The sequence below is a fragment of the Streptomyces sp. NPDC047017 genome, from assembly GCF_040644175.1.
Taxonomy (GTDB): domain Bacteria; phylum Actinomycetota; class Actinomycetes; order Streptomycetales; family Streptomycetaceae; genus Streptomyces.
On the sequence record NZ_JBEYVW010000001.1, the window covers coordinates 17,326 to 31,401 of the forward strand.

Consider the following 14,076-nt stretch of genomic DNA (forward strand, 5'->3'; position numbering starts at 1 on the left):
GTGACCTAGGATCGGGCGACTACAGGGGGCTCAGAGAAGAACGGACAACGGCATGCCACGGCTCTACGGTTTTGACGACGCGTCGAGACGTCGGCTACGTGACGACGAAGTGGGCCCGCTCCGTCAGATGGTGAGTCGGGCCCTTCAACGGTCCCTTCAAGGGGAGTGGGAGCAGTCGAACGCAGACGTCGCCGTGTGGGCGAACGGAGAGGGATACCGGGGCACTCTCGGAGGCGAGTGGAAAGACGCCTCGGTTGGTCGCCTCTTCCGGAACCCCGCGATCGCAGGGCTGCGCTACGACGAGAACGGCGAACTGGTCGACGCCGGCCATGAGGGCGCGATCACGCGCGAGGAGTTCTTGGAGCTCCAGGAGCGGGAGAAGAGTCGGAAGCCGGGTGGCGACGCGGCCCCTGCCTACGACTATCTGTACGCCGACGGGGACAGCACATGCGGCAACTGTCGGCACGGTCTCCAGGGAGCACGCACGAACGCCGGTAGTCCTGGCTACCGGTGCCGGCCCAAGAACAAGGAGGGGCGCGGCGGCTGCGGCAAGGTCCGCATCGATGCCGAACTCCTAGAGAACCACGTCGGCGAGTACGTCGTGGCCGAACTCCTCAAGCCCGGCATACGCGAGCAGATCCTCGCGGCTCAGGCTGCGATCCGCGCCCAGGTCGTCGCGTTGGAGGACACTCTGAAAGACCTGGAGGGCCGCCGCAAGGAAGCGGCGACCCTCTACGGCAAGCGCGAGATCGGCAGTGACGCCTGGGTGGCTGCGGACCGTCAGATCACGGCCAACATCAAGGAGACCCGCACACGGCTTCGGTACGCCGAACAGATGGCGGGCTTCTCCTTGGGAGATGCCAAGGACCTGGTCCGGTGGTGGAACACGGCACCCTCAGCCTCTAAGAAGGCCATCTCGCGTCTGTTCCTTGAGGACATCGAGGTCTACCCGGCGAGTGCCCAAGGAGTCCGTACGGTGGAGCCGGGCAGGGTCGTCCTGCGATGGCGAACTCTGCCCGGTGTCTCAAGCACAAGTTGAGGACGTCACCTTGGAGGCCAGTCGCCGGCCGACCATCGCCATGGTCAGACCGGTGATCAGCGCGATGACGGCGAGGCCGGCGAGAGCGGGCGAGACGATCTCCTCGGCGCTCAGAGGCCACGGGTGGCCGAGGTAGTGGGTGACCAGGTAGGACCCCTTGCTGGCCGCGTAGGCGACGCCGAGGACGGCTGCGACGGCTGAGGTGCCCAGGCCCCGCGCGCTCCAGGCGTGTCCGTGGTCCCTCGCGGACAGGGCCATGCCAGAGCACAGAAAGGCGATCTCGCCGCAGGTGATCGCCACGTAGGACAGGTAGACCATGAGGTAGACGGTGACGCCTGGGATGGTGGCGTGCTCAGTGGTGAACTCGATCCGCTCGTCAGTGGTTCCGATGAACAGCGGCAGCATCGCTGCGAGCACACACACGGCGAAGGCGATCCGGGCGTACAGACTCGCCTTGAGGACCTGCTGGTTGTACGACCAGTCCACGAGCATCAGCTGGAGGCTTCCGCACCACAGCACGGCGCAGAAGTGCGCGCCGAGCTTGGCCGCGTTGTGCATGCCGGTCGCGGACTCGATGAAGTCCTCGATCGCGGGCACGGCGAAGGTGACGCCCACCGTGCACACACCGAAGGCCACGGTCCGCGCGAAGCGAGCGATGCGGTATTCGTTCCGGCTGCGCTGGCGCCAGGCTTCCCTGGCGGAGAGCGCAGTGCCCGCTATGCCCACTAGCGCGCACAGGCCGAAGACGAGGCCGTCCATGGTTCAGGTTCCTTCCAGATCAGATACCGCTCGTTCCGCTGCTTCGCTGAAACTGAGCCTCCGCCGGCGGCCGGGCCGCGGTGGTTCAGCTAAAGGCGGGAGCTGCTCTGGCACCTCTGGAACAGTGAGATCGGTGCGTCCGTGACGCAGTCGTATCTCACGAGCGGCCTCCAGAAGTTCAGCGGCTCCTGCCTCACCCAGATCGTGGATGAGTCGAAGCGCCTCTCGGGCGTCTTCTTGCCTCTCGTAGACAGACAGAGAGGTCAAACCGTTGTAACCGGGGAGTAGGAAAGGTACCGGACAGTCGAAAGCGCGTGCGAGTCCGGTGAGCTGGGCAGTCGTCGGGTTGGCCTTGACGCCATTCAGCAGGTCGTTCACGACCTGGTGCGTCATGGCTGGTTTGCCCCCAGGCTCCTCGGCGGTCGCGTCGGAGAGGACGCGAACGGACGTGGCCTGCCGGCCGACCTTGGCAGCCTTGCGGCGTACCAGCAGGGCGAGCTTGCTGGCGAGGGGGATGTCCGGGCCGGGCGGCATGGTGGCTGGCTGCTCCTTCGGCGTGTCGGGTCCAGAGTGTGCGATGTGGGTCGTGACGTGCGTAGATGCCGAACAGCCTAATGTCTTTGCTGGTTGACATTGGGCAGTACGGCGCAGCAAGATCTACTTACCAGCAGAAGATCGCGTACGCAGCATGCAGGCGTCTACGGTTCGCCGCTCCCTGGGCGCGCAGTGTCAGACCGAAGCCTCCCGCCTCTCAATGTGTGCCATCAGATTTGCTGTGTGGGGATCTAAGTGCGCACAGCCCGGCGCGCTGCAACACGGGAGGGAACGGGTGGGGATCGAGCTGGAGCGGGTGATGGCCCGGTTGGCGGAGTCCGGCGGCCGGGAGGCCGTCAGCCTGGACGAGGAAACGGCCCTGGAGGCGTTGGGGGCTCTGTCGATCGTCGATCCGAAGCGGGTCGGGGGCATCAACGAGCGTCTGGTCGGAGCCTGTACGGGCTGACCGGCTGAGTGTGTGAGCGCGGACTTCCTTACGGGAGTCCGCGCTCACGCGTCTGACCTGCAAAAACTCCGAGAAAATTGTGGACCTCTCCCCTAAATGCATATAGAATAGAACCACAAGGAGGGGGAGGAAAGAGCCCCCACCGACCTCTTGGAGACCGAAATGCCGCACAAGTACGCGAACCTGAAGATGCGCCAGATCCGCCGCAACGAGGACCAGCCCCGTGAGACCTTCAAGGAGGAGGCGCTGACCGAGCTGGCGGAATCGATCAAGCTTCACGGCCTGCTCCAGCCGATCGTCGTCCGCAAGGTCGAAGAGGGCGGCTACGAGCTGATCGCGGGCGAGCGCCGCTTCCGCGCCAACGGGATGGCGGGCAACATCACCATCGAGGCCAAGATCCTCCTGGCCGACGGTGATGCCGAGATCAGCGACCTGGACTCGTTCAAGAAGGCCATGACCGAGAACCTGACCCGCGAGGACATGTTGCCGCTGGAGGAGGCGCGTGGCTTCAAGAGGGTGCTGGACGCGGACTACGACGGCGACCCGACCAAGGTCGCTGGTGTCGCTCAGGAGTTCACCAAGTCGGTCCAGTACGTCAACCAGCGCCTGGCGTTGCTCAACCTGCGTCCCGAGATCCAGGCCGCCGTGGACCTCGGCCACATCGGCACCCAGGCCGCCGTGCAGATCGCCGCACTCTCACCGGCCAACCAGAAGGCGGTCTTCGAGGACTGGAAGAAGGGCGATAAGTCCGACAACCAGGTGGTCCACATCGCGTACGCCATGCGCAAGCAGGAGAAGGCCGCCAAGCAGGACTCCATGGTCGAGGTCGAGGAGATGAGCCCGGAGGAGAAGGTCGAGCGCAGCCGGACCCAGGCCAAGACCAAGAGCGATCTCGATGCGATCGAGCGCATGTGCGAGCTGCTGGAGAACATCGGCAAGACCGACCCGATGGACCTGGCCCGCACCTTGGAGGGCCAGGTCGGCAAGCGGGTGGAGCAGATGGACCGGGTCGCCAACTCGCTGCAGAAGGCCCGTTTCCAGCTCCGCCAGGCCAAGGCGCACGCCGATGCCCGAGAGATCATGGTCAACCCCAAGGCCGCCGCCCCTGACCTGGCCGCTAGCGCCGCAGCCGCCCTCGCCCGCTTGGACCCCGCGGCCGACACCACCGCCCAGGAGGAGGGGGGCAGCTCCCCCGAGCAGGACACGCCCGCCACCCAGGGCGAGGACCAGGCGGAGGCCGACACCTCCGACACCGAGGTGGCCCCCGCCCCGGAGGGCGCCTCGGCGGGCGACGCCATCTCGCGGCCGGAGGCCGCGCCGCAGGCCGTGACCGAGCCGGCGTCCGAGACCGAGCCGAAGCCCGACGCGACGAGCGACGAGCCCGACTCCGAGCCGGTCGCTCTGGCCGCCTGACCCATCCATCCAGGGGCGGCCCACCAACGGGCCGCCCCGCTCACCCTCTTCGGGAGCCCCCCAGTGATGAACGACATCCGGTCGATGCGCAACGTCAACCACAACCTGTTCGAGGGCGTGCCGGCCACCGCCAACGCCCTGAACGAGTACGACTCCGACGCCGCTGCACTCGTCCGTGAGGCAGCACAGCACCTGCTCAACGGGCGCCGCACCAACGACGCCGCGGCCATCGCGGAGGCCAGCAACCTCACCTTCATGGCCGCCGGTGAACTCCTCAAGGGGGCCGGAAGCTCCGTCTACGTCCGTTTCCCGATCATGATCGCGGCGCGACTGGTCGAACTCGAAGCGGCGCTGCTCGCCGCCGGCCAGCAGGACGCCACTGTGCGAGGAGAACACGAGGCGTGAAGCGTCCCCTCTACATCAACGGCCTGAGAACCCGACCCGACGACGGCACCCTGCCACCCGACCACATCTGTCGTCGCTGCCTCATCGACCTCGACGGTGACGACAGCCAGCTCGCGTCCGCGATCTGCGTCGTCTGCGGCTACTGGATCTGCGAGCTGTGTGACGGCGGGACGGACCCGGCTACCGGGGACGCCGTCTGCGACGACCACAAAGGCCACCCGCTGGCCGCCAACTGCACCGAATACGCGTAGAAAGGAGCGATCACCAGTGCGAGTAGATCCCGACGTTCTCAACGTCATCAAGACCGCCATCGCTGACGGCCCGGCGCTGCGTCTGCCCGGCCAGCTCGACAGTAAGCTCTACAAGCGGACGGACGAGGTACTCAGGGTGATCGGCGGCAAGTGGAACCGCTACAAGCGGGCTCACATCTTCCCCGTCGACGCAGCCGAAGCCATCTCGGAGCTCCTGGTGAGCTGCGAAGTGATCACCGAAGCCGACCGCGGGTACTACTCCACGCCCGCCCCCGTCGTTGGCCAGCTCCTGGACATGGCCGAACTCACTCCCGGATGCGAGGTGCTGGAGCCCTCCGCCGGGCGAGGCGCCATCGCCGAGCTGGCCGCCGCCCGCGGGGCCGTTGTCGACTGCATCGAACTCGACGCCGACCGAGCCGACCACATCCGCTCCGGCGGATATGCCCGACGCGTCACTACCGCCGACTTCCTCAGAGTGCCGGTACGGCGGCGCTATGAGCGAGTGATCATGAATCCCCCGTTCTCCAAGAGGCAGGACATCCAGCACGTCGTGCGCGCGCTGAGGTTCGTCCAGCCCGGCGGCCTCGTCGTCGCGGTCATGATCGAGAGCCTGTCCTTCCGCACCGACCAGGTGACGAAGGACTTCCTGGCCCGTGTGCGAGAGGCCCGGGGCACTATCACGGAGCTGCCGGACAACGCGTTCCCGGGCCGCCGCGTACGCACGGCCATCGTGGTCATTCCAGTGCGTGAAGCGCCGCCGGCGCCGCGCTTCAACCTCACGGTGCCGCGACCCGAGCACTTCACTGCTCGGCCGCGCGCAGTCCAGCAGGGTCTCTTCATTGCCGACGAACCGACTGCTCACGACACCGCTGCTCTGCCGGGGTTCGGCTTCGGGGCCCCGCCGGCGGGCCGCGACCCAGAAATAGATCCCAACACTCAAGAGTGATACGGTCTATCTCGTTGGCGGGAACGGCCACAGCCGAGGAACCGGCCCGCCAACATGCCGTGGCATGCGGCATCCCCTTCGGTGCCTGGCGGGTGGCCAATCCCCCGCGCCCTACCCGCCAGGCACCGGCTACGCACCGATGCGGAGCCATCGAGGCCGAAGCCACGCACACGATCGGACCCGCCCCCGTCCACGCCGGGGGCGGGTCCCGTGCAATGCGGAGCGACATGAGCGTCGAGGACTTCAACGGACACCCGGACGACCGGGAGTTGTACCTACGCCTCCTCAGCGAACGCGACGGCCCTCCGGACAGGGCCGTTGACGAACGCGACCCAGGCCGCAGACCCCCTCGAAGGGCCAGCCGGCCGGGAGCGATCCAGCGAGGCGCGGGACTCGAAGAACCCATCTCACGACCATCCAGGAGAACAGCGGCATGACCCACGAACAGACGCCCGAGCAGGACCGCGAGCAGACGGCCCGCCGCCAACCGCCCGTCCCCGGCTCCGTGTGGTGCAACGGCTGCGACTCCTGGTGCCTGCCCACGGGCCTCTGCCGCTGCAACAACCGCTGACCGCCGCGGCGGCTGCTGCCGCCGCAACGACCCTTCACACTCAGGGAAGTGTTCATGGCCACCGGCCTATACAGCTCATACGCCGCGCTCGCGGGTGCCCAGATCGAGGGCATCGACTATCAGAGGACCTGGCGCTCGTCCCCGATCTCCACGCTGCTCCACTTGGCCATTCACGGCGGGGGGATCGAACAGGGCACCAGCGAACTGGCCAGCGCCGCAGCCGGCGACGTCCACGACTTCTACACCTTCCAAGGCGTCAAGTCGGCCAACAACGGGGATTTGCACATCACTTCAACCCGCTTCGATGACCCCCAGGCCCTGTCGCTGACCCAGGGGGCCACCCACGTCATCTCCTGGCACGGAGCCGCCGGCGCGGCACCGGTGACCAACCTCGGCGGCCTCGACTACACCCTGCGTGACCGCATCGGCCAGTCCCTCTCGGAGGCCGGCTTCGCTGTCCAGGTCGCCAACGAGGAGATCGACGGCAACGACCTGGCCAACATCTGCAACAAGGGTCTGCGCGGCGTGGGCGTCCAACTGGAGATCAGCACCGCCCAGCGGCAGGCATTCTTCCTCAACGGCGACCTCTCGCGCACCAACCGCGACAACATGACCAGCGTGTTCGGCGCTTACGTCACCGCGGTGACGGGTGCCATCGCCAAGGCGCTGGTGGCCACCGGCCAGGGACAGACCGTGGCCATCCCCCCGTCGCCCCGAGACGTCGACTCGGTAGCGTCGGGACCGTGACCTTCGTACCTCCCTACACCGGGAAACAGATCGACGTCGACCGGCTCACCGCCAGCACCATCACCGACGACGACCTTGACTCCCTCCGCGCCGAACTCCGGCACTACCGGGAGCGGCCCGCCGCAGTCGACGTTCCCCCCGGCGAACCGATGGCGCCCCGAGCCGTCCCGCCCCGATGATCGTCTAGACCGGCGGGTGGGGGCGGGGCAGGCGGCCTCGGTTCCAAGATAGGTACCGGCTCTGTACTGTTGGCGAGCGTAGGGCGCGGGGGAACGGCCTACACAAGGGACGACCGTGACCGTGCTCGCCAACATCCCCGAACAGCTCCTCCCGCTCGCCGTCGCTATCGAGGAGCTGGCCCCCTACTACCGCAACCCCCGCACCGGCGACATCCCGGCCATCGCTGAGTCGCTGACGGTCAACGGCCAGTACCGCCCGGTCGTGGTCAACAAGGGCACGCACACCGGGCGCGCCAACGAGATCCTGGCGGGCAACCACACCGTTGCTGCCGCCCGGCAGCTCGGCTGGGAACACATCGCTGCCACCTGGGTGGACGTCGATGACGACGCGGCGGCACGCATCGTCGTGGTCGACAACCGGACCAACGACCTCGCCGGTTACGACACCGCGCTGCTGGCCGAGGTCCTCTCCGAGATCCCCGACCTCGAAGGTACGGGCTACGACCGCGAGAGCGTCGACCAGCTCCTGGACGACACCTCCCTGCCCGAGACCCTGGAGCTGACCTCCGACGGCGCAGGTACCGGCGCGGCGGCCACCGTCGACTACCTCCAGTGGGGCTACCTCCAGTGGGAGTCCAAGCGAGTCCGGATCACCTCCGAAGAGGTCGAAGCCCTCAACGACATCTACACGAAGTTCGTGGACGACACCAACAGCGACCTCGGCTTCGGCTGGCACGTACTTCAGGAAGCGCACAAGGAGAATCAGGCCGAATGAGCAAGGCGCCTACGACGACCTTCCACGAGTCGTACCCCCTCGACCAGCTACGGCCCGCCGACTACAACCCGCGACGCCTCAGCGAGACCGCATTCCGCCGGCTCCAGGCGTCCCTGCGTCGTCACGGCGTCGTGAAGCCGGTCATCCTCAACGCGGACGGCACTCTGGTCGCGGGCCACCAGAGGACCAAGGGCCTCAAGGCGATCGGCCTGACCCACACGCCCGCGGTCATGCTGGGCACGAAGGTCCGCCTCCAGGACGAGATCCAGTTCAACCTGCTCCACAACCGCGTGGAGACCGAGGCCAGCGTCGTCTACGCCGAGCCCGGCCAGATCGGCGCCTGGTCCTACATCCCCTGGCAGACCATCCGGGTGGCCGAGCGGAAGAACCTCTCCTTCGTCAACGCCATCGGCCACATGACCGCCGGCCACGGCCCGTGGGGCAGCGTCGTGATTGACGACCAGGGGCGCATCGTGCTCAACGCCGAGTACGCGGTGGTCGCTTCGATCTCGCGCTTCGACGTCCTCGCTTGGACCGTCGCGTCCTCCGACGCCGCTCAGCTCCACGCCGACCTCACCGGCGAGTACGGCGTCTACGACTGGAGCGCCATCGAGGACAAGGCACCGGTCTGGAACCAGCACATCGTTCAGCCGAAGCGGCTGAGGAAGTTCAGCTCCAAGGCCAAGGCGGGAAAGCTCGCCTACGGCTCGGAGACCTGGGACCAGCTCGTCACCCCGTGGCTCAAGCCGACTCATCGGGTGGTGGACTTCGGTGCCGGCTACGGCGATTACGCGAAGCACCTTCGCGCCAAGGGCTTCAACATTCACGACTACGAGCCCTACCGCTGCCGGGACGGCTCGTACGCCGTCGACATCCGCGCCGTGGTCGGCATGATCCGCGACATCGACAAGGACATTCAGGCCCACGGGCTTTACGACGTCGTCGTGCTCGACTCCGTCATCAACGCCACCACCTCGCTCGACTACCAGCACTGGGTGATGACCACCGTCAACGCCCTCTGCGCCGCAGACGGGGTCGTGTGCCTCGGCACGCGGAGCCTCGCCCGCGAACTGCGTGACGAGCAGGCCAAGCGGGTCACCTCCCAGACGGCGACGACGAAGATGAGCTTCCTCGACGAGGACAACGTGGAGATGAACTTCGTCAAGGGCAAGTGGCAGAAGCTGCGCTTCCACACGCCCGAGACGCTGGAGCCGCTGCTCCGCCGCTACTTCGAAGACGTGAAGGTCAGCGACCTCAGCGGTTCCAATCTCAAGGCGACATGCCGGCGGCCCATCGCTCTCCCCAGAGAAGAGTACGAGAGGGCTTTCGAAGAGGAATTCAATATGCCTTACCCGAACGGGTTCCGGCATGACAGGCATCTGGAATTGGTGGGAAATTTGATAAAATTGACAGTAGAGAGAAACAAATCTCTCGCGCATTAGGTAAAGGCCGATAGGGGAACGCGTGTCGGAGCGAATAAGGATCGAGATCGAATCTCGGAAACGGTACTACATCATGTGGCTGGCGGGAGTGCGGCACGTCGCCCTCGACCAGCACTGCCTGCGCAGCTTCGGTCAACCTGACCGGCCCCGCGTGGATGTCAAGCGTCGGCATCAAGTCCTCGAACTTCCCCAGGAAAACCCGCCACTGGCCTGGTACCTGTGCGCGCTGCCCAACCCGTGGAACTGGAGTCAGAACGCTCATCTGGCCTTCGAGAGCGCCACAGGCGAACTATGGGAAGGCCCGGCCCAGGTCCCTGGCCTGTACGTCCACCTCGTCAATGCTCGCCCCATCACAGGATGGGGCGAGCACGACATCCCCGCCGATGAACCACGTCGGAAGTCCGTCAGGTTCCGGACCTGCCGCAACTACCAGTTCGCCTGGTGGCTACGAACGCACCGCAATGCCCCAGACGCGCCGCCTGAATACGTGCCACCCAGGCGGCCAGATGAAGGTGAGCAGATGTCGCTGCTGTAAGTGATGGGCCGCCGGTACGCCGGCGGCCCATCCCGCTTTACGTCCTGTCGCTGTCCGGATCGGGCCGGTCGTCGCTGCGGAAGGCGCGCTTGGCCCTATGCCAGGACTGAGCGACCTCGGGAAGCTGATCGAGCAGTCCCTTGATCACGAACAGCGCGATCGCCGCGACGCCCGCAGCGCCGAGTAGCCAGAGGATGGCGGAGTCCACCGGTCGAATCCTTCTGTGAAGGGCGGTCGACCTGGGCAGCCGGTGGGCAGGCTCCAGCCGACCACCACGCGGATGCGTATGGTTATCGGCTGGGCTCTGCCGACGTCAGAACTCAGGAGGTTGCGGTGCTAGCGCGAGCCGAGACGGGCCCTCTTTCTTAGGTCAGCTCCTAGGGACAGCTCATGGAGAGGCATGTTCGGATCGTCGGTTCCGAACCCCTGAGAGCAAGGACAGCAGCGAACACTCTAGAGCAACTGAGCCTAGAACGGTGGCCCTTGCTCTCGGGAGGACGTCGGAAGTTCGACGCCTTTCTGAGAGTGCGATCATGAAGTGGGGCGCGGGGGCGCACCCGAGCTGTGAAGGACCCCGCCGTGGGACGCCCCGACAAAGCCGCGCGTGCGGCCATCGCGCGCCGCCGCTCGGACGCCATCGACCTACGCCTCGCCGGCGTGGATTGGCTCACCATCGCCCGCAAGCTCGCGGCCGACCCGGCGGCCAACAGCGATGGCATCGCCTACCCCCAGGGGTACGGCATCGAGCGGTACCGGAAGAACCAGGAGCCTCCGAGCGACGAGGCACTGATCCATGCTGCCTGCCGCGACGTCCGCGCCGCCCTGGCCGACCGTCGCGCCGAGCTGAACGACGACGTTGACGAGCTGCGCGCCCTGGAGGCTGACCGGCTCGACCGGCTGTTCTTCGTCGCCTACAAGAAGGCCGTCCGCGACCAGGACCTCGCTGCCGTCGACCGCACCCTCCGCATCATGGAGCGCCGGGCTCGCCTCCTCGGCCTCGACATGCCCGTACGCACCGAACTGACGGGCGCCGACGGGGGAGCGGTCCAGATCGAGAACGTCACCACCGACGAACTCGACGCCCTGATCCAGCTCACCGACCCAGACGCCGGATGAGGCCGCGCGACCATGCCAGCGTCATCGCCCGGTACAAGACGCTCGCGCCCGCCCAGCGCCGTGCCATCATCCAGTCCGCGTCGCCAGCCCTGCGTGCGGAACTGGCCCGGGCGGAACGCCAGCTCGCCATGGACCGCTCGCCAGGCGCGCTCGCCGCCGTCCTCACCCGCGGGCGGGAGATGCAGGCGCCACACCTCGACCTCATCGACCAGGCATTCATCGACATGGCCGAGGGACGATGCGACCGCGTCATGCTCACGATGCCCCCGCGGCACGGGAAGAGCCGACGCGCCTCGCGCTGGGCACCGCTCTGGTATCTCCGGCGCAACCCCGGCCACCGCATGATGATCGCCAGCTACTCCGCCGACCTGGCCGACGACCACGGCCGGTGGATCAGGGACGCCATCTACACCTGGGGTGACGACCTCGGCATCCAGCTCGCGCCCGGCAGTAAGGCCGCCAACCGCTTCGACATCGTCGGCGGCGAAGGCGGGCTCCTCGCTGCGGGCATCGGTGGTGGCCTCACCGGACGCGGTGCCCACATCGCCATCGTGGACGACCCCGTCAAGGACATGGCCGACGCGGACTCACCGACCATGCGCAAGCGCGCCTGGGACTGGTGGACCTCCGTCATACAGACCCGTCTCGAACCGACCGGCGCGATCTGCTTGATCCAGACCCGCTGGCACGAGGACGATCTCGCCGGCCGGATTCTGGCCACCGAGCGGGACGCCTGGCGCGTCATCGACCTGCCCGCCCTGGCCGACAGCCCAGAAGACCCGCTCGGCCGTGCACCCGGAGAGCCACTGTGGCCCGAGCGGTTCGACGCCGCTCACCACGCCCGGACTCGCAAACGCGTCGGTGAGCGCGTGTGGGGCGCCCTCTACATGCAGAAGCCGAGGCCGCCAGAGGGAGGCGTCTGGAAGCGCGAGTGGATCGACACCGCCCGTATCAACGCGATCCAGTTCTCCGGCCTGGACATGGCGCGCGTTGTCGTGGCCGTCGACCCCGCGGGCGGGGAGTCCACCGTTGGCGACGAGACCGGCATCATCGGCGTCGGCCGCGACTTCGACCGGCAGCTGTACGTCCTGGCCGACCGGTCGGGGTCCATGGGCGCGAACGACTGGGGGCTGGCCGCCTGCCGCCTCGCCCTGGAACTCAAGGCCGACGCCATCGTGGTGGAGAAGAACTACGGCGGCGACATGGCGAAGCAAGTGGTCGCTCAGGCGTGGGAGCAGCTACGCCGGCAGGGTGCCACCAGGGGCTTGCTCATGCCGATGATCCTGGAGGTCACCGCCAAGGTCGGCAAGCGTCTCCGAGCGGCACCCGTGGCCCAGCTCTACGAACAGCAGCTCGTTCACCACGTCGGTGAGTACAAGGAGCTGGAGGATCAGATGGTCACCTGGGTCGAGGGAATGGACAGTCCGGACCGTATGGACGCGGCCGTGCACGGACTGACCGAACTAGCCGACCCCGACCAGCTCGACACCCTGCCGCAGGACATCGATGACGACCGTTTCGACGGTCGCCGCTGAGCCGTGTCCCGCGCGCCGGAAACGGCCCCAAGAGGAAACGGCCCCCACTTTGGCACGCAATGCTGCTACGAGCGCGGAGATCCATCGGTGAGGCCCTATCAGTAGGGGCGGTGGCCCCACGGATCAGTCGTGTTCGAAACGCGTACCGATGCCTCTGCGAGGCGGCCGTCGCTGGTCCCCGGCGGCACGGAGGAGAAGGGCACGTAATCGCTACCAGGAGCCCAATCGCCGGCGAAGTATCCCTGAATGGGGAGTCCGCACAGCACGGCAGAAACCAGTTCGGTCCGGGAGTCCGCCGCTTCCTGCGGGTAGTTCACGTCATTCTCGGGTCGCCAGCCCCCGGGAAATTTCTGCAGATTCCACAAGTAATTGACATCGGGAGACGTCCAGAGGTCATTCAGTACGTCGACGGCTTCATGGGGACTTTGGGCCTCTCGATTAAAGTAGGCCATGAATCTGAGCGCGGCAGCATGCGAGCCGTAAAACCTTCGAGCCTGGTCCTGCGCGGCGTCCAACGTCGCCAGAAACGTTGCGGCGGTCAGGCTGGGATGTTCATGTCCCTGGTTGACCACGATGACTGAGCCTGCGCTCCCGTCTCTTCGATGCTCCCCCTTAGCGGGCCAGCCGATATCATCAAGGGATCTGCCAACGTATTCCCGGATGCTCCTCCGGGTCTCTATATCAAGTCCAGCGGGTGCTGCCCATTCGACTCTCATGGCGAGAGTGGACTGTGTGGGGAGTACCTGCGGCTTAACATGCGCCGGCACTTGGTGCGACATTGGTGCCCTAACCCTTGCGCTTTCCTGAGACCTTTGTCCTGACGCGGCTATCCACAGTTGATGAAAACGCAGTTCCTCCTGTTTCGCATCTGCGCCGGGGATCTTGCTTACCAGGGCCTCGGTGAGGATCTGAACGAGTCCCCAAGCAGGCAAACGCGGGCTGGAGAAGGCGTCGTGGACCCTGCTCCTTCCCGCAACGCTTCCGCCTCCCATCCACGCGACGAGCTCACGCACGGACGGCAGCCCCGCTCGCAGGTGCAGATCGTGGAGCGCGGCGTTCAGCTCCTTCTTCGGCCCATCAGTCAGCTCTGGTCGCTTCAAGCTCGCCATGTCCCCCGCCTGTCCGATTCCGTCCGATACTGTCCGACGATAGCGCCTTCCGTCCATGCGCGTCCGAGCCTTCCGGCGCCAACCCAGGCTCGTTGGTGACACGTTGTCGACCGGAGGGACGGTAGTCATGTTGGTGTTCGCGTTGCCCTGGGATGCCATTGGCCAGAGTGCGCTGAGCGAGACGATCGGGTCTCTCCTTGCAACAGGGCTCGTGGCCGGCGGTGGTTGGTTGATCCGGTGCGTGCGCCGTCGCC

Annotated in this window: 18 protein-coding genes; 14 read left to right on the forward strand and 4 right to left on the reverse strand. The window is 66.6% G+C overall.

Annotated elements, in window-relative coordinates:
- The first annotated feature begins 52 nt into the window (after positions 1–52).
- A complete protein-coding gene (locus tag ABZ858_RS00080; RefSeq protein WP_361370149.1) occupies positions 53–1,039 on the forward strand; it encodes a recombinase family protein in 987 nt (328 codons plus the stop codon).
- Here the strand turns inward: ABZ858_RS00080 and ABZ858_RS00085 are convergent.
- Both ABZ858_RS00085 and ABZ858_RS00090 read right to left on the reverse strand, forming a co-directional pair.
- On the reverse strand, positions 1,025–1,798 hold the full coding sequence (locus tag ABZ858_RS00085) for a hypothetical protein (RefSeq protein ID WP_361370152.1): 774 nt from the start codon (positions 1,796–1,798) through the stop codon (positions 1,025–1,027). The genes ABZ858_RS00080 and ABZ858_RS00085 overlap by 15 nt on opposite strands.
- A 3-nt stretch (positions 1,799–1,801) precedes the next feature.
- Positions 1,802–2,332 (reverse strand): hypothetical protein, encoded by a 531-nt coding sequence (locus ABZ858_RS00090; protein WP_361370155.1) that lies wholly within the window; start codon positions 2,330–2,332, stop codon positions 1,802–1,804.
- Between the two features lie 295 nt (positions 2,333–2,627).
- Here ABZ858_RS00090 and ABZ858_RS00095 point away from each other — a divergent pair, with 295 nt between their 5' ends.
- From ABZ858_RS00095 to ABZ858_RS00145, 11 genes are all read left to right on the forward strand, one after another.
- A complete protein-coding gene (locus ABZ858_RS00095; RefSeq protein ID WP_361370157.1) occupies positions 2,628–2,798 on the forward strand; it encodes a hypothetical protein in 171 nt (56 codons plus the stop codon).
- A 162-nt stretch (positions 2,799–2,960) separates the two neighbouring features.
- Positions 2,961–4,211, forward strand: coding sequence for a ParB/RepB/Spo0J family partition protein (locus ABZ858_RS00100; RefSeq protein WP_361370160.1), 1,251 nt, complete (start codon positions 2,961–2,963; stop codon positions 4,209–4,211).
- 66 nt (positions 4,212–4,277) lie between these two features.
- Positions 4,278–4,616 carry a hypothetical protein gene (locus tag ABZ858_RS00105; RefSeq protein ID WP_361370162.1) on the forward strand — a complete coding sequence of 113 codons (339 nt, stop codon included), beginning with the start codon at positions 4,278–4,280 and terminating at the stop codon, positions 4,614–4,616.
- On the forward strand, positions 4,613–4,867 hold the full coding sequence (locus ABZ858_RS00110) for a hypothetical protein (protein ID WP_361370165.1): 255 nt from the start codon (positions 4,613–4,615) through the stop codon (positions 4,865–4,867). Before ABZ858_RS00105 ends, ABZ858_RS00110 begins: the two co-directional genes overlap by 4 nt.
- A 16-nt stretch (positions 4,868–4,883) precedes the next feature.
- A complete protein-coding gene (locus tag ABZ858_RS00115) occupies positions 4,884–5,813 on the forward strand; it encodes a hypothetical protein (protein WP_361370168.1) in 930 nt (309 codons plus the stop codon).
- A gap of 433 nt (positions 5,814–6,246) precedes the next feature.
- Positions 6,247–6,384 carry a hypothetical protein gene (locus ABZ858_RS00120; protein ID WP_361370171.1) on the forward strand — a complete coding sequence of 46 codons (138 nt, stop codon included), beginning with the start codon at positions 6,247–6,249 and terminating at the stop codon, positions 6,382–6,384.
- Positions 6,385–6,438: 54 nt separating this feature from the next.
- Positions 6,439–7,131 carry a poly-gamma-glutamate hydrolase family protein gene (locus ABZ858_RS00125; RefSeq protein ID WP_361371875.1) on the forward strand — a complete coding sequence of 231 codons (693 nt, stop codon included), beginning with the start codon at positions 6,439–6,441 and terminating at the stop codon, positions 7,129–7,131.
- Positions 7,128–7,310 carry a hypothetical protein gene (locus tag ABZ858_RS00130; RefSeq protein WP_361370173.1) on the forward strand — a complete coding sequence of 61 codons (183 nt, stop codon included), beginning with the start codon at positions 7,128–7,130 and terminating at the stop codon, positions 7,308–7,310. The genes ABZ858_RS00125 and ABZ858_RS00130 overlap by 4 nt, the downstream gene beginning before the upstream one ends.
- Positions 7,311–7,425: 115 nt before the next feature.
- The gene (locus tag ABZ858_RS00135) at positions 7,426–8,085 is read left to right on the forward strand and encodes a ParB N-terminal domain-containing protein (RefSeq protein ID WP_361370176.1); all 660 of its coding nucleotides are present in this window, start codon (positions 7,426–7,428) and stop codon (positions 8,083–8,085) included.
- Entirely contained in the window at positions 8,082–9,527 is a 1,446-nt protein-coding gene (locus ABZ858_RS00140; protein ID WP_361370179.1) for a ParB N-terminal domain-containing protein, read from the forward strand. Before ABZ858_RS00135 ends, ABZ858_RS00140 begins: the two co-directional genes overlap by 4 nt.
- A gap of 22 nt (positions 9,528–9,549) precedes the next feature.
- Positions 9,550–10,062 (forward strand): hypothetical protein, encoded by a 513-nt coding sequence (locus ABZ858_RS00145; protein WP_361370182.1) that lies wholly within the window; start codon positions 9,550–9,552, stop codon positions 10,060–10,062.
- A 37-nt stretch (positions 10,063–10,099) separates the two neighbouring features.
- On the opposite strand, the gene ABZ858_RS00150 is transcribed toward ABZ858_RS00145, so the two are convergent.
- Positions 10,100–10,270 carry a hypothetical protein gene (locus tag ABZ858_RS00150; protein ID WP_361370185.1) on the reverse strand — a complete coding sequence of 57 codons (171 nt, stop codon included), beginning with the start codon at positions 10,268–10,270 and terminating at the stop codon, positions 10,100–10,102.
- Positions 10,271–10,641: 371 nt separating this feature from the next.
- On the opposite strand from ABZ858_RS00150, the gene ABZ858_RS00155 reads away from it, so the two are divergent.
- Entirely contained in the window at positions 10,642–11,178 is a 537-nt protein-coding gene (locus tag ABZ858_RS00155) for a hypothetical protein (RefSeq protein ID WP_361370188.1), read from the forward strand.
- Positions 11,175–12,713 carry a terminase family protein gene (locus ABZ858_RS00160; RefSeq protein ID WP_361370190.1) on the forward strand — a complete coding sequence of 513 codons (1,539 nt, stop codon included), beginning with the start codon at positions 11,175–11,177 and terminating at the stop codon, positions 12,711–12,713. Before ABZ858_RS00155 ends, ABZ858_RS00160 begins: the two co-directional genes overlap by 4 nt.
- A 98-nt stretch (positions 12,714–12,811) precedes the next feature.
- On the opposite strand, the gene ABZ858_RS00165 is transcribed toward ABZ858_RS00160, so the two are convergent.
- The gene (locus ABZ858_RS00165) at positions 12,812–13,822 is read right to left on the reverse strand and encodes a hypothetical protein (protein WP_361370193.1); all 1,011 of its coding nucleotides are present in this window, start codon (positions 13,820–13,822) and stop codon (positions 12,812–12,814) included.
- Between the last annotated feature and the right edge of the window lie 254 nt (positions 13,823–14,076).

Excerpts from the sequence above, each read along its gene's own strand:
- ABZ858_RS00080 (WP_361370149.1), top strand. The coding sequence starts at position 53 with ATGCCACGGCTCTACGGTTTTGACGACGCGTCGAGACGTCGGCTACGT.
- ABZ858_RS00085 (WP_361370152.1), bottom strand. The coding sequence starts at position 1,798 with ATGGACGGCCTCGTCTTCGGCCTGTGCGCGCTAGTGGGCATAGCGGGC.
- ABZ858_RS00090 (WP_361370155.1), bottom strand. The coding sequence starts at position 2,332 with ATGCCGCCCGGCCCGGACATCCCCCTCGCCAGCAAGCTCGCCCTGCTG.
- ABZ858_RS00100 (WP_361370160.1), top strand. The coding sequence starts at position 2,961 with ATGCCGCACAAGTACGCGAACCTGAAGATGCGCCAGATCCGCCGCAAC.
- ABZ858_RS00105 (WP_361370162.1), top strand. The coding sequence starts at position 4,278 with ATGAACGACATCCGGTCGATGCGCAACGTCAACCACAACCTGTTCGAG.
- ABZ858_RS00120 (WP_361370171.1), top strand. The coding sequence starts at position 6,247 with ATGACCCACGAACAGACGCCCGAGCAGGACCGCGAGCAGACGGCCCGC.
- ABZ858_RS00125 (WP_361371875.1), top strand. The coding sequence starts at position 6,439 with ATGGCCACCGGCCTATACAGCTCATACGCCGCGCTCGCGGGTGCCCAG.
- ABZ858_RS00140 (WP_361370179.1), top strand. The coding sequence starts at position 8,082 with ATGAGCAAGGCGCCTACGACGACCTTCCACGAGTCGTACCCCCTCGAC.
- ABZ858_RS00160 (WP_361370190.1), top strand. The coding sequence starts at position 11,175 with ATGAGGCCGCGCGACCATGCCAGCGTCATCGCCCGGTACAAGACGCTC.
- ABZ858_RS00165 (WP_361370193.1), bottom strand. The coding sequence starts at position 13,822 with ATGGCGAGCTTGAAGCGACCAGAGCTGACTGATGGGCCGAAGAAGGAG.